21 protein-coding genes are annotated in these 22,047 nt (G+C 61.3%); 7 read left to right on the plus strand and 14 right to left on the minus strand.

What is annotated here, in order from left to right; genetic code table 11:
* Nucleotides 1–57 precede the first annotated feature (57 nt).
* From FFS13_RS00885 to sdhC, 5 genes are all read right to left on the minus strand, one after another.
* Nucleotides 58–2,889 (minus strand): 2-oxoglutarate dehydrogenase E1 component, encoded by a 2,832-nt coding sequence (locus tag FFS13_RS00885; RefSeq protein ID WP_137817243.1) that lies wholly within the window; start codon nt 2,887–2,889, stop codon nt 58–60.
* 250 nt (nt 2,890–3,139) lie between these two features.
* Complete coding sequence (locus FFS13_RS00890) at nt 3,140–3,844, minus strand: succinate dehydrogenase iron-sulfur subunit (RefSeq protein ID WP_137817416.1); 705 nt, start codon at nt 3,842–3,844, stop codon at nt 3,140–3,142.
* Between the two features lie 26 nt (nt 3,845–3,870).
* Complete coding sequence (sdhA, locus tag FFS13_RS00895) at nt 3,871–5,643, minus strand: succinate dehydrogenase flavoprotein subunit (protein WP_137817244.1); 1,773 nt, start codon at nt 5,641–5,643, stop codon at nt 3,871–3,873.
* 3 nt (nt 5,644–5,646) lie between these two features.
* Nucleotides 5,647–6,015, minus strand: a complete 369-nt coding sequence (gene sdhD, locus FFS13_RS00900) for a succinate dehydrogenase, hydrophobic membrane anchor protein (RefSeq protein WP_137817245.1) — start codon at nt 6,013–6,015, stop codon at nt 5,647–5,649.
* Nucleotides 6,009–6,395, minus strand: a complete 387-nt coding sequence (gene sdhC, locus FFS13_RS00905) for a succinate dehydrogenase, cytochrome b556 subunit (RefSeq protein ID WP_171006386.1) — start codon at nt 6,393–6,395, stop codon at nt 6,009–6,011. Before sdhC ends, sdhD begins: the two co-directional genes overlap by 7 nt.
* A 351-nt stretch (nt 6,396–6,746) precedes the next feature.
* Here sdhC and gltA point away from each other — a divergent pair, with 351 nt between their 5' ends.
* Entirely contained in the window at nt 6,747–8,036 is a 1,290-nt protein-coding gene (gltA, locus tag FFS13_RS00910; RefSeq protein WP_137817246.1) for a citrate synthase, read from the plus strand.
* 67 nt (nt 8,037–8,103) lie between these two features.
* Here gltA and FFS13_RS00915 read toward each other — a convergent pair whose 3' ends face one another.
* The 3 genes from FFS13_RS00915 to FFS13_RS00925 form a co-directional block, all read right to left on the minus strand.
* Nucleotides 8,104–8,712, minus strand: a complete 609-nt coding sequence (locus FFS13_RS00915) for an START domain-containing protein (RefSeq protein WP_137817247.1) — start codon at nt 8,710–8,712, stop codon at nt 8,104–8,106.
* Between the two features lie 50 nt (nt 8,713–8,762).
* Nucleotides 8,763–9,035 carry a YkgJ family cysteine cluster protein gene (locus FFS13_RS00920; protein WP_137817248.1) on the minus strand — a complete coding sequence of 91 codons (273 nt, stop codon included), beginning with the start codon at nt 9,033–9,035 and terminating at the stop codon, nt 8,763–8,765.
* Nucleotides 9,036–9,262: 227 nt separating this feature from the next.
* Nucleotides 9,263–10,126, minus strand: coding sequence for an NAD(P)-dependent oxidoreductase (locus FFS13_RS00925; protein WP_137817249.1), 864 nt, complete (start codon nt 10,124–10,126; stop codon nt 9,263–9,265).
* 96 nt (nt 10,127–10,222) lie between these two features.
* On the opposite strand from FFS13_RS00925, the gene FFS13_RS00930 reads away from it, so the two are divergent.
* The 3 genes from FFS13_RS00930 (at nt 10,223) to rhtA (ending at nt 12,124) form a co-directional block, all read left to right on the plus strand.
* Nucleotides 10,223–10,765, plus strand: a complete 543-nt coding sequence (locus tag FFS13_RS00930; RefSeq protein WP_137817250.1) for an exonuclease domain-containing protein — start codon at nt 10,223–10,225, stop codon at nt 10,763–10,765.
* A 79-nt stretch (nt 10,766–10,844) separates the two neighbouring features.
* Complete coding sequence (locus FFS13_RS00935; protein ID WP_137817251.1) at nt 10,845–11,126, plus strand: pyrimidine/purine nucleoside phosphorylase; 282 nt, start codon at nt 10,845–10,847, stop codon at nt 11,124–11,126.
* Nucleotides 11,127–11,242: 116 nt separating this feature from the next.
* A complete protein-coding gene (gene rhtA, locus FFS13_RS00940) occupies nt 11,243–12,124 on the plus strand; it encodes a threonine/homoserine exporter RhtA (protein ID WP_137817418.1) in 882 nt (293 codons plus the stop codon).
* A gap of 75 nt (nt 12,125–12,199) precedes the next feature.
* On the opposite strand, the gene FFS13_RS00945 is transcribed toward rhtA, so the two are convergent.
* The 3 genes from FFS13_RS00945 to FFS13_RS00955 form a co-directional block, all read right to left on the minus strand.
* Nucleotides 12,200–13,975: an ABC transporter transmembrane domain-containing protein gene (locus tag FFS13_RS00945; protein ID WP_137817252.1), complete on the minus strand. Its 1,776-nt coding sequence runs from the start codon at nt 13,973–13,975 to the stop codon at nt 12,200–12,202.
* A 105-nt stretch (nt 13,976–14,080) separates the two neighbouring features.
* On the minus strand, nt 14,081–14,521 hold the full coding sequence (locus tag FFS13_RS00950) for a thiol-disulfide oxidoreductase DCC family protein (RefSeq protein WP_137817253.1): 441 nt from the start codon (nt 14,519–14,521) through the stop codon (nt 14,081–14,083).
* 46 nt (nt 14,522–14,567) lie between these two features.
* A complete protein-coding gene (locus tag FFS13_RS00955) occupies nt 14,568–15,689 on the minus strand; it encodes an ATP-NAD kinase family protein (protein ID WP_137817254.1) in 1,122 nt (373 codons plus the stop codon).
* A 142-nt stretch (nt 15,690–15,831) separates the two neighbouring features.
* Here FFS13_RS00955 and FFS13_RS19680 point away from each other — a divergent pair, with 142 nt between their 5' ends.
* Nucleotides 15,832–16,008: a PA1571 family protein gene (locus FFS13_RS19680; RefSeq protein ID WP_171006387.1), complete on the plus strand. Its 177-nt coding sequence runs from the start codon at nt 15,832–15,834 to the stop codon at nt 16,006–16,008.
* A 71-nt stretch (nt 16,009–16,079) separates the two neighbouring features.
* On the opposite strand, the gene pdxB is transcribed toward FFS13_RS19680, so the two are convergent.
* Nucleotides 16,080–17,222 (minus strand): 4-phosphoerythronate dehydrogenase PdxB, encoded by a 1,143-nt coding sequence (pdxB, locus tag FFS13_RS00960; RefSeq protein ID WP_137817255.1) that lies wholly within the window; start codon nt 17,220–17,222, stop codon nt 16,080–16,082.
* Between the two features lie 245 nt (nt 17,223–17,467).
* Here pdxB and FFS13_RS00965 point away from each other — a divergent pair, with 245 nt between their 5' ends.
* The gene (locus tag FFS13_RS00965; RefSeq protein ID WP_256657790.1) at nt 17,468–18,862 is read left to right on the plus strand and encodes an MATE family efflux transporter; all 1,395 of its coding nucleotides are present in this window, start codon (nt 17,468–17,470) and stop codon (nt 18,860–18,862) included.
* Nucleotides 18,863–18,920: 58 nt separating this feature from the next.
* Here the strand turns inward: FFS13_RS00965 and tusA are convergent, their stop codons facing one another.
* Nucleotides 18,921–19,172 (minus strand): sulfurtransferase TusA, encoded by a 252-nt coding sequence (gene tusA / locus FFS13_RS00970; RefSeq protein WP_137817256.1) that lies wholly within the window; start codon nt 19,170–19,172, stop codon nt 18,921–18,923.
* Nucleotides 19,173–19,338: 166 nt separating this feature from the next.
* Between tusA and FFS13_RS00975 the strand changes: the two genes are divergently transcribed.
* Nucleotides 19,339–20,895, plus strand: coding sequence for an alpha/beta hydrolase (locus tag FFS13_RS00975; RefSeq protein WP_137817257.1), 1,557 nt, complete (start codon nt 19,339–19,341; stop codon nt 20,893–20,895).
* A gap of 27 nt (nt 20,896–20,922) precedes the next feature.
* On the opposite strand, the gene rlmM is transcribed toward FFS13_RS00975, so the two are convergent.
* The gene (rlmM, locus tag FFS13_RS00980) at nt 20,923–21,978 is read right to left on the minus strand and encodes a 23S rRNA (cytidine(2498)-2'-O)-methyltransferase RlmM (protein WP_137817258.1); all 1,056 of its coding nucleotides are present in this window, start codon (nt 21,976–21,978) and stop codon (nt 20,923–20,925) included.
* Nucleotides 21,979–22,047 lie beyond the last annotated feature (69 nt).

Here is a 22,047-nt window from a genome sequence, read left to right on the forward strand (position 1 = left end):
TTCTACGAGGCGGCTGCACCGCTACTGCGCGTTGCAGCCGCCTCTTATATGAAGGCGTTAAACAGTAAAGGCGTCCTGCAGCAGTTTTTCCTGCTGCTCGGCGTGCATCGATGCGTAACCACAGGCCGGAGCAGCGGAGCCTTCGCGGCCGGCGTACTCGAGGAACAGGCCTTTCTTATGCGCCGTGGTGACACGCCGCATGTGGTGCTGGCTGCAATACCAGGCGCCCTGGTTCATCGGTTCTTCCTGACACCAGACGATGTGCTTGAGATTCTTGTACGGCGCCAGAACCTCGGTCAGATCCTCTTCAGGGAACGGATACAGCTGCTCGAGACGCACGATGGCGATATCTTCGCGGCCTTCGGCACGGCGTTTTTCCAGCAAGTCGTAGTAGACCTTGCCGCTGCACAGCACCAACCGGGTCACTTTCTTCGGATCGATTGCATCGGTCTCGGGGATCACGGTTTGGAACGAGCCTTCAGCCAGATCTTCCAAGGTCGAGATGGCCAATTTGTGGCGCAGCAAGGACTTCGGAGTCAATGCGACCAACGGCTTACGCAGCGGGCGGATCACCTGGCGACGGAGCATGTGGTAAACCTGCGCCGGGGTAGTCGGTACGCACACCTGGATGTTGTGCTCGGCGCACAGTTGCAGGTAACGCTCCAGACGCGCCGAGGAGTGCTCAGGCCCCTGCCCTTCATAACCGTGCGGCAGCAGCATGGTCAGACCGCAGAGACGGCCCCACTTGTGCTCGCCACTGGTGATGAACTGGTCGACGACCACCTGGGCGCCGTTGGCGAAGTCACCGAACTGAGCCTCCCAAATCACCAGCGCATCCGGCTTGGTGGTGGAGTAGCCGTACTCAAACGCCAGCACCGCTTCTTCCGACAACAGCGAATCGTACAGATCGAAACGCGGCTGCCCCTCGTACAGATGCTGTAACGGCAGGTAGGTGCCGGCATCCTTCTGGTTGTGCAACACCGCATGGCGGTGCGAGAAGGTACCGCGACCCACGTCCTGGCCGGTGATACGCACCGGATGGCCTTCGAACAACAGGGTGGCGTAGGCCATGGTTTCGGCGAAACCCCAGTTGATCGGCAGCGCACCAGCAGTCATCTTCTGGCGGTCTTCGAGGATCTTGGAAACCTGCCGCTGAACCACGAAGCCGTCCGGAGTTTCCAGCAGCTTGCCAGCCAGTTCCTGCAGGGTCTTCAGCTCGAAACGGGTGTCGTGACGAGCGGTCCAGGCGTGACCCAAGTAGGGACGCCAATCGACGAACAGCTCTTTGTTCGGCTCTTTGACCAGACTTTTCACCACATGCTGGCCGTTATCCAGCGCATTGCGATAGTCGTCGATCTTCGCCTGCACCCGCGCAGTATCGAGGCTACTGGACTGGGTCAGAGCATCGGCATACAACTCACGGGTGGTGCGCTGCTTGGCGATCTGCTGGTACATCAGCGGCTGGGTGCCATTCGGCTCGTCGGCCTCGTTGTGACCGCGACGGCGGTAGCAAACCAGATCGATCACCACGTCGCGCTTGTACTGCATGCGGTAGTCGATAGCCAACTGGGTGACGAACAGCACAGCTTCCGGGTCATCGCCGTTCACATGCAGGATCGGCGCCTGGATCATCTTGGCAACGTCGGTGCAGTACTCGGTAGAACGCGAGTCTTCCGGGTTGCTGATGGTGAAGCCGACCTGGTTGTTGATCACGATGTGGATGGTGCCGCCCGTCTTGAAGCCACGGGTTTGTGACATCTGGAAAGTTTCCATGACCACGCCCTGACCGGCGAATGCCGCGTCACCGTGCAGGGAAACCGGCAGCACCTTGTCACCGGCGATGTCATTGCGGCGATCCTGACGAGCGCGCACGGACCCCTCGACCACCGGAGAGACGATCTCCAGGTGCGACGGGTTGAATGCCAGCGCCAGGTGCACTTCGCCACCTGCGGTCATGACGTTGGAGGAGAAACCCTGGTGATACTTGACGTCACCGGAGCTGAGGCCCTCGACCTTCTTGCCTTCGAACTCGTCGAACAGGTCGCGCGGGTTCTTGCCGAAGGTGTTGACCAGGACGTTCAGACGGCCACGGTGGGCCATGCCGATGACGATTTCCTTGGTGCCGTAGGAACCGGAGCGTTGGATGATTTCGTCCAGCAGCGGGATCAGGCTCTCGCCGCCTTCCAGGCCGAAACGCTTGGTGCCCGGGTATTTGGTGCCCAGGTATTTTTCCAGACCTTCGGCAGCGGTCAGACGCTCAAGCAGATGGCTCTGAACTTCAGCCGACACAGTCGGACGACCACGCACGCTTTCCAGACGCTGCTGGAACCACTTACGTTGCTCGGAATCGACGATATGGGTAAATTCGGCGCCAATGGTGCGGCAATATGTCTGCTGTAAGGCTACGTAGATCTCGCGTAGAGTCGCTTCCTCTTTACCGATGTAAAGCTCACCGGTACGGAAGGTCGTGTCGAGATCGGCATCGGTCAGGCCGTAATGATTGATCGCCAAATCAGCGGGTGCCCGACGCTGCCACAGCCCCAGCGGATCGAGCTGAGCAGCCTGGTGGCCACGCATCCGATAAGCCTGGATCAGTCGCAAGACTTCGACCTGCTTCTTCTCGTGCTCACTGCTCACGCTACCGGCGGACACCGGTTGAGCACGACGCTGGTTTTTCGCCAACAGTACGAAGTGATCGCGGACCGTAGAATGGGAAACGTCGTTCGCAACGTTGCCGTCAGCGGGCAGCTTCTGGAAGTAAGTGCGCCACTCTTCTGGCACAGCGTTGGGATCGTGCAGGTAGAGCTCGTAGAGCTCTTCCACATAGGCAGCGTTACCACCGGATAGGTGGGCACTGTCCCACATGCGCTGCATCACGCTTTCTTGCATGCTTGGTCACCCTCGGTAAGGGGACACCACCGGCGTGGAAACCGCATGGGCTTTAAAAGTCCTAAGGCAGCGACTTCGGTAAAGCCACTTCGGATCCCGCAGATAGTCCGGGCACCAGCCCGGATGCCCCTGCTGGTCGTCAAATTTTCCAAATAAGAATCGCGGCTTTGTGAGCTGCGACTCGAGCTAAAACTACGGCGCCGAAATCTATTCCAGCGCCGCAGGTATTACCGGTGTAGCAAAGAACGAATCAGGTACCGCTTTGCAGCAACATGTTGCGCACGTGGCCGATGGCCTTGGTCGGGTTCAGACCCTTCGGGCAGACGCTCACGCAGTTCATGATGCCGCGGCAGCGGAATACGCTGAACGGATCATCCAGCGCAGCCAAACGCTCTTCGGTCTGGGTGTCACGGCTGTCAGCCAGGAAGCGATAGGCTTGCAGCAGCGCAGCTGGACCGAGGAACTTGTCCGGGTTCCACCAGAAGGACGGGCAGGACGTCGAACAGCAGGCGCACAGAATGCACTCGTACAAACCATCCAGCTTCTCACGCTCTTCCGGCGACTGCAGACGCTCGATTGCCGGGGCTGGCGAGTCGTTGAGCAGGAAGGGTTTCACCTTCTCGTACTGCTTGTAGAAGATGCTCATATCGACCACCAAGTCACGAATGACCGGCAGGCCCGGTAATGGACGAACGATCAGCTTGTTGCCTTTCACCACCGCCGACAGCGGAGTAACGCAGGCCAGACCGTTCTTGCCATTGATATTCATGCCATCGGAACCACAGACGCCCTCACGGCAGGAACGACGGTAAGAGAAACCTTCGTCCTGCTCTTTGATCAGCGCCAGTACGTCGAGGACCATGATGTCTTTACCATCGGTATTGACCTGGAACTCCTGCATGAACGGAGCAGCATCTTGATCCGGGTTGTAGCGATAAACGCTTACTTGCAACAGATTGGCTTGCGACATATCGGCCACCCTTAGTAAGTACGAATCTTGGGTTCAAACGCCGGAACGGTCTTCGGCGCGAAGTTGACGGCACGCTTGGCCACGCGCTTCTCTCCTGGGAAGTACAGGGAGTGGCACAGCCAGTTTTCGTCATCGCGATCTTCGAAGTCTTCACGAGCATGCGCGCCACGGGACTCTTTACGAACCTCGGCAGCAATCGCAGTGGCTTCAGCCACCTCAAGAAGGTTTTGCAGTTCCAGCGCTTCGATACGCGCGGTGTTGAACGCTTGGCTCTTGTCGGCGATCTTGACAGTGGCGATGCGCTCGCGCAGATCGGCCAACTGCGCGATACCCTTCTGCATGTATTCACCCGTACGGAATACACCGAAGTAGTTCTGCATGCAGCTTTGCAACTCTTTACGCAGCGGAGCCACGTCTTCACCAGCCTTGCGCTCGTTCAAGCCGCTCAAGCGAGCCAGGGCTACGTCGAGATCTGTATCACTAGCGTTACGGTATTCAACGCCTTCTTTCAGGGTTTTTTCCAAGTGGATACCGGCCGCACGGCCGAACACCACCAGGTCGAGCAACGAGTTGCCACCCAAACGGTTAGCACCGTGGACCGATACGCAAGCCACTTCACCGACGGCGAACAGGCCCGGGATGATGGTGTCGTTGCCGTTAGCATCCTGAGTGATCGCCTGGCCATGAATGTTGGTGGCTACGCCGCCCATCATGTAGTGGCAGGTCGGAACCACAGGAACCGGAGCAGTAACCGGATCGACGTGAGCAAAGGTCTTCGACAGCTCGCAGATACCTGGCAGGCGGCTGTGCAGCACTTCCTCACCCAGGTGATCGAGCTTGAGCATCACGTGATCGCCATCCGGACCACAACCGTTGCCGGCGATGATCTCTTTAACCATGGAGCGCGCAACTACGTCGCGGCCAGCCAGGTCTTTGGCGTTCGGAGCATAACGCTCCATGAAACGCTCGCCATGCTTGTTGATCAGATAACCACCCTCACCACGACAACCCTCGGTGACCAGTACACCTGCACCGGCGATGCCAGTCGGGTGGAACTGCCACATTTCGATGTCCTGCACCGGTACACCGGCACGCAGGGCCATGCCCACGCCATCACCGGTGTTGATCAGGGCATTGGTAGTCGACGAATAGATACGCCCTGCACCGCCGGTAGCCAGCACTGTGGCCTTGGAGCGAATGAAGGAGGTTTCGCCGGTTTCAATGCAGATAGCGATGATGCCGACGATGACGCCGTCCTGGTTCTTCACCAGATCGACCGCGTACCACTCATTGAGGAATACGGTGTTGGCCTTGAGGTTGGCCTGATACAGGGTATGCAGCAGCGCGTGACCGGTACGGTCGGCAGCGGCGCAGGTGCGAGCGGCCTGGCCGCCCTTGCCGAAGTCTTTCGACTGACCGCCGAAAGGACGCTGATAAATGCGGCCTTGTTCGGTACGGGAGAATGGCAAGCCCATGTGTTCCAGCTCGAACACGGCTTCCGGGCCGACAGAGCACATATATTCGATAGCGTCTTGGTCACCGATATAGTCGGAACCCTTGACGGTGTCGTACATGTGCCAGCGCCAATCGTCGTTCGGGTCGGCCGAAGCGATAGCGCAGGTGATGCCACCCTGAGCGGATACAGTGTGGGAACGGGTCGGGAAGACCTTGGTCACTACAGCAGTCTTATGGCCGCCCTGGGCCAGCTGCAGCGCGGCGCGCATGCCGGCACCGCCGCCACCAACAATGATGGCGTCGAAGGAAAGCGTACTAATGTTAGCCATGAATCAGATACCCCAAAGAATCTGCACACCCCAGACGAAGAACGCGAACATGGCAATGCCACACGCTGCCTGGAACAGAAAACGCACGCCGGTCGCCCACTTGCCCAACGCCATCGGGGTCAGGTAGTCAGTGGAGATTGTCCACATGCCGACCCAGGCGTGAACGCCAAGGGCAACCAGGGCCAGAAGGCTGAAAATGCGCATCCAGCCCTGCGAGAGCAGACCGTGCCAGACGCTGTAGTCCAGGCCTGGGTGAGCAACGAGATATCCAATAAGGAAGAGGAAATAAGCCGCGAGAACAACCGCAGAAACGCGCTGCGCCATCCAATCGTAGAGGCCCGAACGCGAAAAATTCGTGACGTTGGTTACCATATCCACACTCCCGCCAGCACGATCAACACCACCGAAAGGGCGAGAACGATTTGCGAGCCCAGTTTGCCGCCTTCCAGCGTCTCACCGATGCCCATGTCCATGATCAGATGGCGCACACCGGCCACCAAGTGATACAGCAACGCGGACAGCAGGCCCCAGATCACAAATTTGGCCAGAGGGCTGGCCAGACACGCTTTCACCTGCTCGAAGCCTTCCTCGGACGCCAGGGACTTGTCGAGTGCGAACAGCAGCACGCCGAGACCCAGGAAGAGGATGACACCGGAAATCCGGTGCAGGATGGACGTGTAAGCAGTGACTGGGAGTTTGATCGTCCTTAAGTCTAGGTTTACAGGTCTTTGGCTATTCACGGCTTTTTTCACACTGAAGGGCCCCTAACAATCAGGGCAAAGTTGTCGGGAAGTGCACTGGTCAGGTACCCACCACCCAGGGAGTGACAACCTCCAGAATACGGGCCCTAAAGCCCCTGGCGGTCGGACGCAGAGTATAGACAGTTAGGTTACTAATGACAACGCAAAGGCCTCCCCCAAAAAGCGCATTGCGCACCTTATATAAAAGGCGTAAATAGCGCCGAATTTCGCCAAAAAATCGCCCTGCAACCCTTCTGCCGTCTGGGTTCAGGCAAATTGACTTTAGGATTTATCTCTCTATAGTGTGGCGGGCCCTGCGTGGGGGGCAGTCTGGTGATTTCAAGCATAAATAGGAGGCCACACATGGCTGACAAAAAAGCGCAGTTGATCATCGAGGGCGCAGCCCCCGTCGAGCTGCCCGTTTTATCCGGCACCGTTGGTCCCGATGTAGTAGACGTGCGGGGCTTAACCGCCACGGGCCATTTCACTTTTGATCCTGGCTTTATGTCGACCGCCTCTTGCGAGTCGAGGATCACCTATATCGATGGTGACAACGGTATTCTTCTGCACCGTGGCTATCCGATTGAGCAGCTCGCTGAGCAATCTGACTACCTGGAAACCTGCTATCTGCTCCTGAATGGCGAACTGCCGACCGTTGAGCAGAAAGCCAAGTTCGTCAGCACCATCAAGAACCACACCATGGTTCATGAACAACTGAAGAGCTTCTTCAACGGTTTCCGCCGCGACGCCCATCCGATGGCAGTCATGTGCGGCGTGGTTGGCGCCCTTTCGGCCTTCTACCACGACTCACTGGACATCCAGAACCCACAGCATCGCGAAATCTCGGCCATGCGCCTGGTTGCCAAGATGCCGACCCTGGCCGCCATGGCGTACAAGTACTCCATGGGTCAGCCGATGATGTACCCGCGCAACGACCTGACTTATGCAGAAAACTTCCTGCACATGATGTTCAACACCCCGTGTGAGATCAAACCGATCAACCCGGTGTTGGCCAAGGCGATGGATCGTATCTTTATCCTGCATGCCGACCATGAGCAGAACGCTTCGACCTCGACCGTACGCCTGGCTGGCTCTTCGGGCGCCAACCCGTTTGCCTGTATCGCCGCCGGTATTGCCGCACTCTGGGGCCCTGCTCACGGCGGCGCCAACGAAGCGGTACTGAGCATGCTGGACGAAATCGGCGATGTGTCGAACATCGACACCTTCATCGCCAAGGCCAAGGACAAGAACGATCCGTTCAAGTTGATGGGCTTCGGTCACCGCGTCTACAAGAACCGTGACCCGCGCGCCACTGTGATGAAGCAGACCTGCGACGAAGTACTGAAAGAGCTGGGCATCACCAACGATCCGCAACTGGAACTGGCCATGCGCCTGGAAGAGATCGCCCTCACCGATCCGTACTTCATCGAGCGCTCACTGTACCCGAACGTCGACTTCTATTCGGGGATCATCCTCAAAGCGATCGGCATTCCAACCAGCATGTTCACCGTGATTTTCGCCCTGGCGCGTACCGTCGGCTGGATCTCGCACTGGAAAGAAATGCTCTCCAGCCCGTACAAGATTGGCCGCCCGCGCCAGCTGTACACCGGCTACCCGCAGCGTAATATCGCACCGCTGCAAGAGCGTAAATAAGCCCTTCGACTAGAAGAGCAAAGAAAAAGGCTGCCTCTGGGCAGCCTTTTTCGTTATAGACCATCGTTTAGCGCTTCTCGGCCCGCTTACGCAGGGCTTCCAGCGTGTTGTACGGCGCATCCACCACGAAGCTGTTGGCCAACCACGACGGCACACTGCCACCCGGCTCGGTTTGCACCTGATAAACAACTTCGACCTGCCCGGCACCTTTCGGCGTCAGCTTCCATAGGCCCTCGACCTTGGCCACGCGGACAAACCCCTTCTCCGGTGGCAGATAGTCCGCCACACCTTCAAGAATGCGGATGACACTGCCGTCTGCATCTTCTTTGGTCGTCACATGCAGCACCGAATCACGCGGTGTCACCGGCCAAGGGGTATTGAAACGCGTGTAAGTCCAGCTTTCTGCACCCTCATGCTTGAGCAACTTTTGCTCACGGCACTCATGAATCCAGGCACAGGAACCACTGACATCCTCTTGCAAACCACGCAGGGTCGGCATATCCGATTTGATAGTGGTAATGCCCCGGTACGCCTTGTACCGGGAACCCGGTACCTCGCTGAGATAGACCTTGATGCCATCCTCATCCTTGGCCAACTTCCAGTCTTCGGCCTGCGCGGTAGCGACCACCAACAGGCTCAAACCGCACGCCCCAGCCATTCGACGTAGCGAACTCATCACTTACTCCTTACTGATGATGCCCAATCGGCCGCAAGCCGAACGGGGTACTAGATAGAGGAACTGACACTCACCGCCGTCGCCTGCTCCAACCAGCCGAGCAGGCGGATCGCATCGTCACGGCTATCGCCACACACTTCTCGATCGGCCACAAAGGCCGCGCAGACCGCCGGTCGCTCAAGTCTGCCGAACAACGCACACAAGTAATCGGCCGACAGGTGCAGGCAACGTTCGCCCGCAGCCTTGCCCTGCGGCATACCGGGAATCGGAGAACTGATGGAGGGAGCAATACAACAGGCGCCGCAGCCCATACGACAGTTCATGACAGCGTTACCTCGCAACCTTTGGCCCTGGCCTGACAGGGTTGCGATTTTACCCGGCCGTCAATCGAATTGGGATAAGCCCCAGCAAGGATTCGGGCCAGCGGCAGACGCAGGCTGTCGATTCGCAGAGGAACTCAATCATGCCAAGGCAGACCGTGTCGCGCCTGAGGCGCCGAAACCCAACCGGGTGTAGCCCCGATGGCCCGCCTGGCCAATGCTGTGCCCTTTTACTTCAGCCGCGCAATCAAACTCGAGGTGTCCCAACGGCCACCGCCCATGGCCTGCACCTCGGCATAAAACTGATCGACCAGCGCGGTGACCGGCAATTGCGCGCCGTTACGGCTGGCCTCATCCAGGACGATAGAGAAGTCCTTGCGCATCCAGTCCACCGCGAAGCCGAAATCGAACTTGCCCTCGAGCATGGTCTGATGGCGGTGCTCCAGTTGCCAGGACTGCGCCGCCCCCTGACTGATCACCTCCATGGCGCCCTGCGCATCCAGGCCTGCGCACTGGGCGAAATGCAGTGCCTCAGCCAGCGCCTGCAGCAGCCCGCCGACACAGATCTGGTTGACCATCTTGGTCAACTGACCACTGCCTATCGGGCCCATCAGCTTGACCATCTTCGCGTAGCTTTCGATCACCGGCGCGGCGCGATCATAGAAGACCTGCTCACCACCGACCATCACCGTCAGCATGCCGCTCTCGGCACCCGCCTGACCACCCGACAGCGGTGCATCGAGAAAGCCCAGTTCGCGCTCTGCTGCTAACACCCCCAGTTCGCGGGCAACGCTGGCGGAGGCCGTGGTGTGATCGACCAGGACGCTGCCCGCGCTCATACCGGCAAAGGCACCGTCGGCGCCCAGCAGCACACTGCGCAAATCGTCATCATTGCCGACACAGGTCATCACCAGCTCGGCACCCTGCGCCGCTTCACGCGGGGTGGCCGCACTATCGCCGGCAAATTCGTCACACCAGAGCTCGACCTTGGCCGGCGAGCGGTTATACACGCAGACCTGATGCCCCTCACACGCCAAGTGTCCGGCCATGTGAAAACCCATCGCGCCCAACCCGATAAATGCCACCTTAGCCATAGCTCACCTCCATCGTTCGACCAAACCAGAGCCTAGCATGCAGTTTGCCGACTCAGAAAAGCCCTTCCATACTGCCGAAAGCACAACGGAGGGGCTATGGGATATTGGTTAGTCATCGATCTGGAAGCCACCACGGAAGAAGGTGGCTGGCCAATCGCCGAGATGGAAATCATCGAGATTGGCGCCAGCCTGGTCTCCGCCGACGGCCGTGAGCTGGATCACTTCCAGCGCTTCGTCCGGCCATTGCGCAGGCCCTGCCTGACCGACTTCTGCCGCGAGCTCACGCATATCAGCCAGGCGAATGTGGATGCCGCCGCGCCACTGGCTGCGGTCTGGCCCTTATTCGAGCGCTGGCTGACCGCGCATCATCCACGCCTGGCCGGCTGGGCCAGTTGGGGTGAGTATGACCGCCGCCAGCTGGAACAGGACTGGCGCCAGCAGCGGCTCAACAGCAGGCTAAACAGGGTGCCACACCTCAACCTCAAACAGCGCTTCGCCGAAGCCCGCCAACTGCAGCGACCGGTGAGCCTGAACACCGCACTGCAACTGGCCGGCCTGCACTTCAACGGCCAGCAGCACCGCGCCTTGGAAGACGCGCGCAACACCGCGCGCCTGCTGCCCCTAGTGCTTCCCGCCTAAAGCCATGCAAAGCGGGTGACGCACTGAAACGTGTTGGGCATACTGACCGGCCTTTTTAGCCCCCTTCGAGGAATTCCACATGTTCAAGGTCAACGAGTACTTCGACGGCACCGTCAAATCCATCGCCTTCGGCATGGCAGACGGCCCAGCCACCATCGGCGTGATGGCCGTAGGCGAATACGAATTCGGCACCAGCCAACTGGAAGTGATGCACGTCATCGCCGGCGCCCTGACCGTCAAGCTGCCGGGCAGCGACGCCTGGGAAACCTTCGCCGCTGGCAGCAAATTCACGGTGCCGGCCAACAGCAAATTCCAGCTGAAAGTCGCCGTCGATATCGCCTACCTCTGCGAATATCGCTGAGTAACAGGCCATGCAAGAACCGGCCTCGATGGTCGGTTTTTTTTTGCCCATGTGCCAGCCTAGGGTTTCCTGCGAGATTGCACGCTGGCAACCTGCTTTCAGCAACGGACACGAACATGCCTGGGTCTAAACACGCACAGTCAATCCTCCTGCCGATCGGCCTGCTGCTTATCGCCATGTGCTCGATTCAGGGCGGCGCAGCCCTGGCCAAAGGACTGTTCCCGATCATCGGCGCGCAAGGCACCTCGGCACTGCGTCTCGGCCTGGGCGCGATCATCTTGTGCCTGGTCATGCGCCCCTGGCGCGCCCGAGTAACTGTCCGCTCGTGTCGGTCGTTGCTTGCCTATGGCGCGGCCCTGGGTGGCATGAACCTGATGTTCTACATGGCACTGAACACCGTGCCGCTGGGCATCGCCGTGGCCCTGGAGTTCACCGGCCCATTGGTGCTGGCGCTGCTGTCGTCGCGGCGGATTATCGATTTTGTCTGGATTGCGCTGGCGGTGCTCGGCCTGGTGCTGCTGTTGCCAACCGACCAGTCGGCCACGCAGCTCGATCCGCTGGGCATGGGCTTGGCCCTCGGCGCGGGTGTGTGCTGGGCGCTGTACATCGTCTTCGGCCAAAAAGCCGGCGCCGAGCATGGCGCCCATACCGTCGCGCTGGGGACTATTGTTGCCGCGGTGATCGTCTTTCCGATCGGGCTGATGCAGGTCGGTAGCAGCCTCTTCAGCTGGTCGCTGCTGCCCGTCGCGACTGCTGTCGCCATACTCTCGACAGCCCTGCCCTACAGCCTGGAAATGGCCGCGCTCACCCGCCTGCCCGCGCGCACCTTCAGCACGTTGATGAGCATCGAACCGGCGGTTGCCGCGCTCGCAGGCCTGCTATTCCTGCACGAACAACTGAACCTGACGCAATGGCTGGCCATCGGAGCGATTATTATCGCGTCGGTAGGCACCGCCACGACGGTCAAGCCCAAACCTAAAAAGCTGAGCCTGAACTGAGCAGACTCAGCTTCATCAAACAGAGTAAAGCGACAGCCTACCCGCGAGGCGCCCACGCGGATTAAAGCAGCCGGCTCAGGCCACGGAGTCCGCAGTAGTGAACTGCAGCTCGGCCAGCCGCCGATACAGCTCGTTAGTCGCCACCAGCTCTTGATGACTGCCGACGGCAATCAACTTGCCGTGCTCGATCACCGCGATGCGGTCGGCGTTCTGTACCGTCGCCAGCCGATGCGCAATCACCAGCGTGGTGCGCCCCCGCATCAGCCTTGGCAGCGCTTGCTGGATCAGATGCTCGCTTTCCGCATCCAAGGCACTGGTGGCCTCATCCAGCAGCAGAATCGGTGCATCGACCAACAAGGCGCGGGCGATGGCCAGGCGTTGTCGCTGCCCACCAGAGAGCCCCAGACCGCTGTCGCCCAGATGAGTCTGGTAGCCGTTGGGCATTTTCATGATGAAGTCGTGGGCATGGGCGGCGCGCGCCGCGGCCTCGACTTCGGCGTGCGAGGCCGCGGCCTTGCCGTAACGGATATTGTCTTCGACGCTGCCGAAGAACAACGCCGGACTCTGCGAAACCAGGGCAAAACAGCGGCGCAGAGCCTGCGGGTCCAGTTGAGCGATAGGCAGCCCTTCGATCAGGATGCGACCCTCTTGCGGGTCGAAAAAGCGCAACAGCAAATCAAACAGCGTGGATTTACCCGCTCCGGATGGCCCCACCAAGGCCAGCGTTTCACCGGGCTCGACCACCAGGCTGATGCCATCGACGGCATAACTTTCGCGGCGCGTCGGATATGAGAAGCGCACCGACTCCAGCACGATCCGCCCGCTCACCAGTTGCGGCAACTGCGCTTGCTGGCCGGCCGGCGGGTTGATTTCACTGCGCGCCTGCAACAACTCGGCAATCCGCTCGGCCGCCCCCGCCGCGCGCTGCAACTCACCAATCACTTCGCTCAGCGTGCCAAACGCGGTACCGACAATCAGGCTGTAGAAGACAAACGCCGCCAACTCACCACCGGAAATACGTCCGGCGATCACATCCATACCGCCGACCCAGAGCATCACCCCGATGGCGCCCAACACCAGCAAAATCACCACGCTAATCAGCCAGGCGCGCTGGGCGATGCGTTTGCGCGCGGTGTTGAAGGCCTCTTCCACCGTACCACCGAAACGGCTCTTGTCCTCCTCCTGGTGGTTGTAGGCCTGCACCGTCTTGATCTGCCCCAGCGTTTCGCCGACATAGCTGCCAACATCGGCGACCCGATCCTGACTCAAGCGGGACAGGCTGCGCACCCGGCGACCGAAGATCAGGATCGGCGCGATCACCAAAGGCAGGGCCGCGATCACGATCGCCGAGAGCTTGGGGTTGGTAATGAACAGCAGAATGATCCCGCCAATCAGCATCAGTGCATTGCGCAACGCCATCGACAGCGATGAGCCAATCACCGACTGCAACAGCGTGGTATCCGCAGTCAGCCGCGACTGAATCTCGGAGCTGCGATTGGTCTCGTAAAAACCCGGGTGCAGGTTGATCAAGTGGTTGAACACGCGCTTGCGAATATCCGCGACAAAGCGCTCACCAATCCAGGACACCAGATAAAAGCGGGTAAAGGTGCCGACCGCCAACGCCACCACCAGGATCATGAACAGCGCAATCGACTGATTGAGCATGGCCGGCGATTGCGTGGCGAAGCCCTTATCCACCAACAGCTTGACGCCCTGGCCCATGGACAAGGTAATGCCCGCGGTGAACAGCAACGCCAGCAAGGCACCGATCACCTGCCAGCGATACGGCGCGACAAAGCGGCGAGTCATGCGCAGCGCATTGCGCTGACGGGATGAGAGAAGTGCAGCCATAGGTAAGTAAGACTCGATTAGGTGAAACGAAAGCCCGCGCCCGAGCGATCCGTGCCATTCAGGCTGTCCAACGGGCTGGGCACGCGCTGCACTTATTCTATGAATTCAGGCATCGGCATGCAGAAAGCGTCGAGCATGCTCGGGGCTGGGTAAAAGACAAGCGTCATATTTGCCAAATAGGCGATAGCGATTCAACGCAATGCGATCGTACAGCCAATTGCGCAGCGGCCTCGGGATAAGCCGCAGCACTAGCAAACCACGCCAAGGCCAGTGCAGTTGGCCAACTATCCGCAGGATCGCCTCGGAACGCACGAACAACTCACGCCCCTCGATATAGGCCATGGTTTCAAAGGTCTCGGTCGGCAACCCATACCAACGCAGAATCGCTTGCCCTTCCGCCGATTGCACCGGGGCCAGCTTGAACAGCTGCTCACGGTCATAACGAAGCAAAAACCGCACCCAGCCATTGCACAGCTTGCAGACCCCGTCGAACAGCACCACGCGGGCGCCGGGTTGAATCAAGGGCGGGTAATCGTCAGCATTCATAAAGCTGTCCTTCGTCGCATTCGGTTTCGCGGATCGCGCCTGTGCCTCAAGCCCCGTAGCCCAGCGGGTAAAGCAGCTCTTCCTTATATCCCGCCCACACCCGAATCGCATCCGGGAAGGCTTCATCCAAAGCCGGATCGCCGCTATCCACCAGCAGCGGGCGGCCGCCAAGGGTTTCCAGTTTGCGTTTGGTCGCCACCACTCGCAGTTGCTCCAAGCCCACCGCGCGCAGCACCCGCGGGCTGATCTGCTGGTTACCGCGGCCGAGTATATGCCCCTGGCCACCGATGGCCGTGACCAGCAGAAACGCCGGATAACCGTCGATTAACTCGAACAGCTGCGCCTCGGTGACATCCTGCGCTATGACTTGGCCATTCTCGATCACATCGACGCCGAGCAAGCTGGTCTGCAGGCCAAGGTTATGCGCCAAGCCATGCAGGGTCGAACCGGGGCCGAGGATGTAACGCACATCGCGCTGCCAGGTGTCCTCCAGCCAGGCGGCCAACTCGCTCAGCACCAGCTCTTCGGACTCCATCCCGGCTTGTTTGACCTGCTGCATATAACCGCCCTCCTGCGGCACGCACAGCTCGCCGTACCAACGGGCGGCCACCCGGCCCTCGCGCAACGCCGCTTCGTCGAGGTCACGCACCTCGCCGCTGGCCAGGCGAACCAGGCCACCCTCGATCAGGCGACGGGTCAACTCACCGGCCGCACGCGGGCTGATGGCGTAGACCCCGGAATGAATCTTCACCCCGGCCGGAATACCCAGCACCGGCTGCTCTGGCCTGGCTACAGCGCACACATCCCGCGCCGTGCCGTCGCCGCCGGCAAATAGCATCAGCGCGACCCCGGCAGTTTGCAGCGCTGCGACGGCCTGCCGGGTATCGTCCGCGCTAGTCATGCCCTCACTTGACTCACCCAGCAGGCGATGAGCGAAGCCCATCTCGCGCAACAGGTCGCCCCCCATGGGGCCGGGAAAGCTGAGGAACTCGATACGTTCGGCCAGCGGCCGCAGACACTCCAGCGCGATCCGCGTACGCAGCGCCGCGCGCGGTTCTGAACCGCGCGCCAGAGCCTCGGCGGCAACCCCATCACTGCCTTTGAGCGCCGCCGGGCCACCCAGACCGGCCAGTGGATTGATGATCAGGCCCAAATGAAAGCGCGACATGCCTACCTCGTTGAACTCGTCCTACTGCGGGAATGGTTAGTTATAAGATCGAAAATCGGCGGTTAGAACCCGCCCAAAGCTGTCACCGAGCGTTCATCTAGGCCACCTAAACTGGGCGAACCACCTGATGAGGAGACAGGCCATGAGCTTGCAAAACAGCACGTCTGAGCGCCGCGTAATTTCGCTGAAACCGCAGCAGCCAATCGCTGGGGCGATCATCGACGCCCAAGGGCGAGAAATTCCCATCACCGAACAGATGATTCAACGCGCGTGCAGCGAACTGGATAAAGCTTGGGTGTCGGCCCCTAAGCAAGCCTGAGCACTGCCGCTCATTTGAACCCGGGCACCCGCCCGGGTTTTTCATTTTAACCAGCGCAGCGGCTCACGGGATTATGCCAGCCTGGCCCCGAGTGCCCTGACCAGCCGCACCAGTCCAGGTGCCTCACCACTCAAACGGACCCGCAGGCCATCGACTTCGCGACGCGCTGGATAGTGCTTGCGCAAGGCATCGAAGCCGGCGCGGCGAGCCGCGGCAGAACCCACCAGGCTGCGGCGAAACTCGGCATCGTCACGGCGCGGGTCATACACCGCGCGGCACAACAGGGCCAGCGCCCAGCTTGGATCAGTCGCGGCATCCAGGCCCACTTCAGTCAACCAAGGCTGCGGCAGCAACTCGTCCAGCTCCACACTGGGCGCCAGGCCCAAGTGCGTGCAAAAAGCCTGGTAGATCTGCGCGGTGCCCCGCAGTTTGCCGTCCAGGCTATAGCCGGCGATATGTGGGGTAGCGATCAGGCACAGCTCCGCCAGCTCCACATCCACTTCCGGCTCACCCTCCCAGACGTCCAACACCGCTTCCAGGTCCGTGCGTTGGGCGAGCAACTGGCACAGCGCCGCGTTATCCACCACCGCACCGCGGCTGGCATTGATCAGCCAGGCACCGGGCTTGAGCCGTGCCAGGCGCTCGGCATCGAGTAGGCGATGCGTCGGCTGCGCAGAAGTACGGGTAAGCGGCGTGTGCAGGCTGAGCACATCGCACTCGGCGAGAATTTCATCGAGGCTGGCGTAATCGCCGCCCTCAGCGGCCTGGCGCGGCGGGTCGCAGACCAATACACGCCAGCCCAAAGCGCGCAGCACTTCGACCAAGCGCCCGCCAACCTGGCCGGCGCCGACTACGCCGTAAGTCCGCTCGGCCAACTCGGCACCCCGCACTTCGGCCAGGCTCAGCAGGCTGCCGAGTACGTAATCGACCACCCCGCGGGCATTGCAACCGGGGGCACTGGCCCAGCCAATGCCGGCCTCGGCGAAGTAATCGAGGTCGAGATGGTCGGTGCCGATGGTGCAGGTGCCGACAAAGCGCACCTGGCTGCCGTGCAGCAGCGCGCGATTGACCTCGGTCACCGAACGCACCAGCAAGACATCGGCATCCGCCACTGCCGCGCGATCGAAGGCGCGGCCCGGCAAACGCCGAATCTCGCCGAATCCGGCAAAGAACTCATCGAGCAGGGGAATATTTTCGTCGGCAAGAATTCGCATGGCAGGCTCCGCAGATCAGGCTGCCATTCTAGGGCAGCCCGGTACAGCTCGTCGCCCTTGGCATACAGCGCTCTGGCATCGGATGCGCCGCACTTTCCTGACCAATGCGTCAGGGCGTAGACTCTGCAGTCCCCAGCAAGTCCTGCCCCATGGCGCCTCCAGCGCTCGCCGCAACACTCCGGCAGGACGAGTGCCCGGCCACCACTGCCGATACAGTGCGCACTTGATCTACCAATGGAATTCCCGTGACTGCCAGCGAATCACGCTTGACCCGCACGCGCCGCGAACTGCGCGCCCTGCTCACCCTCGCCCTACCGATCATGATTGCCCAACTGTCCCACTCCGCCATGGGTTTCGTCGATGCGGTGATGGCCGGCCGTGTCAGCCCGCGCGACCTGGCCGCCGTAGCCTTGGGTAACTCGATCTGGGTGCCGGTGTTCCTACTGATGACCGGCATTCTCCTGGCGACCACGCCCAAGGTCGCGCAACGTTTTGGCGCCGGCCAGGAAACCGAGATCGGCCCGTTGGTACGCCAGGCCCTGTGGCTGGCGCTGGCCGTGGGCTTGAGCGCGGCCGTCCTGCTCTGGTGCGCCGAGCCGGTATTGCAGCTGATGGGCGTCGATCCGCAGCTGATCGGCCCGAGCATGACGTACCTCTATGGCATCGGCTGCGGTATCCCGGCAGTCGCGCTCTACCATGTGCTGCGCTGCTTCAGTGACGGTCTCGGCCGTACCCGCCCGAGCATGGTGTTGGGCATCTGCGGGTTGCTGCTGAATATTCCGCTGAACTACGTGTTCATCTACGGCCACCTCGGCCTGCCGGCGATGGGCGGTCCCGGCTGTGGCTGGGCCACCGCGCTGGTGATGTGGTTCATGTTTTTCGGCATGCTCGCCTGGGTACATTGGGCGCCGGTGTACAAAGCCAGTCAGTTGTTCAGTCATTTCGAGTGGCCGCGCTGGCAGGTGATCCAACGCCTGCTGAGCATCGGTGTGCCCATCGGCATCGCAGTATTTGCCGAGTCGAGCATCTTCGCGGTGATCGCCCTGCTGATCGGCGGCCTGGGCGCCCACGTCGTCGCCGGCCATCAAATCGCGCTGAACTTCAGCTCACTGGTGTTCATGATTCCCTATGCGCTGGGCATGGCGGTCACCGTGCGCGTCGGCCAAGCCCTGGGCCGTGGCGAGCCGCGTGAGGCGCGCTTTGTCGCGGGGCTGGGCATCGCCACCGCGCTGGCCTATGCGTGCGTCTCGGCCAGCCTGATGCTGTGGCTGCGCGCCAGCATCGCGCAGATCTATACCCCGGATGCCACGGTCATCGCCGTGGCCTCGACGCTGATCATCTTCTCCGCACTGTTCCAGTTCTCCGACGCCATTCAGGTGACCGCCGCCGGCGCCCTGCGCGGCTATCAAGACACCCGCGCGACCATGATCATGACCCTGTTCGCCTATTGGGGCATCGGCCTGCCGGTGGGTTATGCGCTGGGGCTGTCGGATTGGTTCGGCGAGCCCAGCGGGCCACGCGGTCTGTGGCAGGGATTGATTGTCGGCCTGACGTGCGCGGCGCTGATGCTGACGATTCGCCTGGCCCGTAGCGCGCGCCAGCGCATCCGCAGCAGCGCCGCGGTTTACTCATCGACATGAGCCGACACGGCGGCTAGGGCGTCCCAATAGATCGCGATAGGTAAGCGGAAGCAACCGCCTATGAACTCTTCTTGCGAATCCAGTACAGGTAGGTCCCTGCCTCTTCCTGCTGCTCCAGCAACTCATGGCCGAGGAACATGCAAAACTTGGGGATATCGCGGCGCGTCGAGGGATCGGTCGCGATCACCTTGAGCAAACCACCGGCTGGCAGGTCGCGCACCTTGTTGTGCAGCAGCATGACCGGCTCGGGGCAATACAGGCCCGTGGCGTCCAGAATGGCGTCAGCCAGCGTGGTATCGAGTTCAGACATTGAGGCGCTCCAAAAACTGGTGGCCATTGTCGCGCAAAGCTGACCCTGAGGTCACCTTCATCCGTCCGAATGGCGGCTTCCGACCGACACAACCTTGGATGGGCAGCCACTGACCCCGCGTTGCGGCAAGCTACAGCTCAATTTGCCATAAGAATAAGAGCCCGCCATGCGTCTGAGTTTGCTCCTGCTTGCCGCCCTGTTACTGAGTGGCTGCGCCGCTCGCGATCAATTGCCGGATTTCGCCGCCACGGCCGATCAGGACTTACCGGCCACGCACTTTGACGCGGTCATCCTCGGTCGCGACGGCACCAAACTCTCCGCCACTGTCTTCCAGCCCGCCCTGAAAGCCGGCGCCAGCGCCCCGGTGATAGTGCAGACCCACGGCTGGGGCGGCTGGCGCGTGACCGGGCCGGAGAGTTTCTACGGCACCCAGATGATGTCCGGGCGCGCGGCCCTGAAAGCCTGGCAAGCCGGCTTCTGGGTGATCAGTTACGACCAGCGCGGCTGGGGTGGCAGCGATGGCAATATCGAGATGATGGACCCGCGCTACGAGGTGCAGGACGCCCTCGCCGTGATCGACTGGGCGGCGCAACACCTACCGCGCCTGCGCATGGACGGGCCGAACGATCCGCGGGTCGGCATGCTCGGTGAAAGCTACGGCGGCGCCGTGCAGTTGCTGGCTTCGGCCGAGGACCCGCGCATCGACGCCCTGGTGCCCATCGCCACCTGGTACGACCTCGCCGAAGCCCTGGCACCGGGCGGCCACATGAAGGTCGGCTGGACCGGCGTATTGCTCGGCCTCGGCATAACCACCGGTTATGACCTCGGCAAGTTCGCCCAGCCGCCCTACCTGAAAAGCGCTGGCGGCGAGATGACCACGCAAGCGCAAGCCGAACTCAAAGCCCATAGCCTGACCAGCTACTGCGCCCGCGGCCAGCGCCCCCACGCCGACACCCTGTTGATCCAGGGCATGCGCGATACCTTGTTCCCGCTCAACCAGGGCCTAGCGATTCGCGACTGCCTGCAACAGGGCGCTGCCGACATACGCCTGCTGGGCATGCAGGGCGGGCACATCTTGCCGCCGCCCATGCAGAGCTGGAGCGGCCTGCCGCCCTTCAACAACGAGCCCGTGCTGCACTGCGGCGACCGCGCGATCAATCTGTATCAGGCGATAGTCGCCTGGTACCAAGACAAGCTGGACGGCCGCACCGGTGTGGCCGCCAGCGTGCCGGAGCTCTGCCTGAGCCTGAACCTGGAGCAGGGCCTGGCGCTGCAACAGCTGCCCGCAGCCCAGCAACGACTCACTCTACCGGTAACCCAGGTTCGCCCACTGAGCAGCGGCCTGCTGGAGCCGGCACGCTTTATGCCGCTGCACAGGGTGCAAGAAACCAGCGCCCTGGTCGGCGTACCGCGCATTTATCTGGCTGAAGATGCGCAAGCACCCACCCTGTTCGCCTCCTTAGTGGTGCAGCGCGCCGACGGTCGTCACGAGGTGTTGAGCGAACAGGTCACCCCCCTCACGGGCCTGGCGAAAACCGAGCTGGCGGCAGTCGGTGCAGTGCTGCAACCCGGTGATGTGCTGGGGTTGCGGATCAGCGGTTTTAGCGATCAGTACCTGTTCAACAGTTCCTGGCAGCCGTCATCTGTAACCCTGCGCGGAGAAATCGAGCTGCCCAGGCTACTGCCCTTGCAGCCGCGCCTGGCTAACAGCCAATTGCCGTGATCGCCAAACCCTAGGAGATCGGTTGCACTACTTGCCCAAGCGCCGCAGGTGGCAGGTGACTTCTTCGCGGTCGTGATAGAGCTGCTTGCAGCCGATGGCGACCTTGATGCCGCGCGCGACGAAGCCGTCCTCGATGCGCTCGAGCAGGCGCCGCACCTCGGCGTAACGCTGCTTCATCGGTAACTTGAGGTTGACCACCGCCTCGCGGCACAGCCCTTCACCTATCCAGGTTTCCAGCAGCGCGGCGTTGCGCGCGGGCTTCTCGACTATGTCGCAGACCATCCAGTCCACTGGCTTGCGCGGCTTGAACAGGAAGCCGTCGGCCTTGAGATGCTCGACCAAGCCGGAATCCATCAGGCTTTGCGCCATGGGTCCGTTGTCCACCGCGGTCACCTTCATGTGCCGGTTGACCAGCTGCCAGGTCCAGCCACCAGGCGCAGCACCCAGATCGACCGAGGTCATGGCCGGAGCCAGGCGCACGTCCCACTCGTCCCGCGGGATGAACTGGTGCCAAGCCTCTTCCAGCTTGAGGGTCGAACGGCTCGGCGCCTCACGGGGGAACTTCAGGCGCGGGATGCCCATCGGCCACAGGGCGGAGTTGTTCGCCTCGGCCAGGCCGAAAAACACTTCGCGGCCGCTTTTGAAGGTCAGCAGCAGGCGCGGCTTGGTCACATCCTCGACCAGCTTGCCGGCCTTGCTCAGCGCCTTGCGCAGCGGCGCCTCGAACTTCTTGCAGAAATTCGACAGCTCCTTGCCATCGTTGGTATCCAGCACTTCCAGCCAGAGGCTGCCGCAAGTCGGAAAATCCGCCAGATGCTTGAGCAGCACGCTGATCCGGTCGGTTTCCGGCAGCTCGATAAACACCCCGCGCGCCCACTGCCGCGGAAAAATCAGCTGGGCGAAACGCTGCCCGCGCATCAGCCGCTCGGCGCCATCGGCCTCGGTGCAGATGAATTCGGCGCAGGCGCTGTTCGGCTTGGCCTTGGCGTAACCCGCCACCTCCAGGCGCGCGGCGTGCTCGGCGATCTCCGCACAGACCTCATTTTCAAAACCGGGGCGGCAGTGCAACAACAAACAGTTCATTAGGGATTCTCCTCAAGCGGCGCATGATAGCGGAGTTGGGAACCCAGGCGCCGCCCGGCAGTCCAGTTA

Origin of the sequence: Pseudomonas sp. 2FG (genome assembly GCF_005502935.1) — a bacterium.
GTDB lineage: Bacteria > Pseudomonadota > Gammaproteobacteria > Pseudomonadales > Pseudomonadaceae > Aquipseudomonas.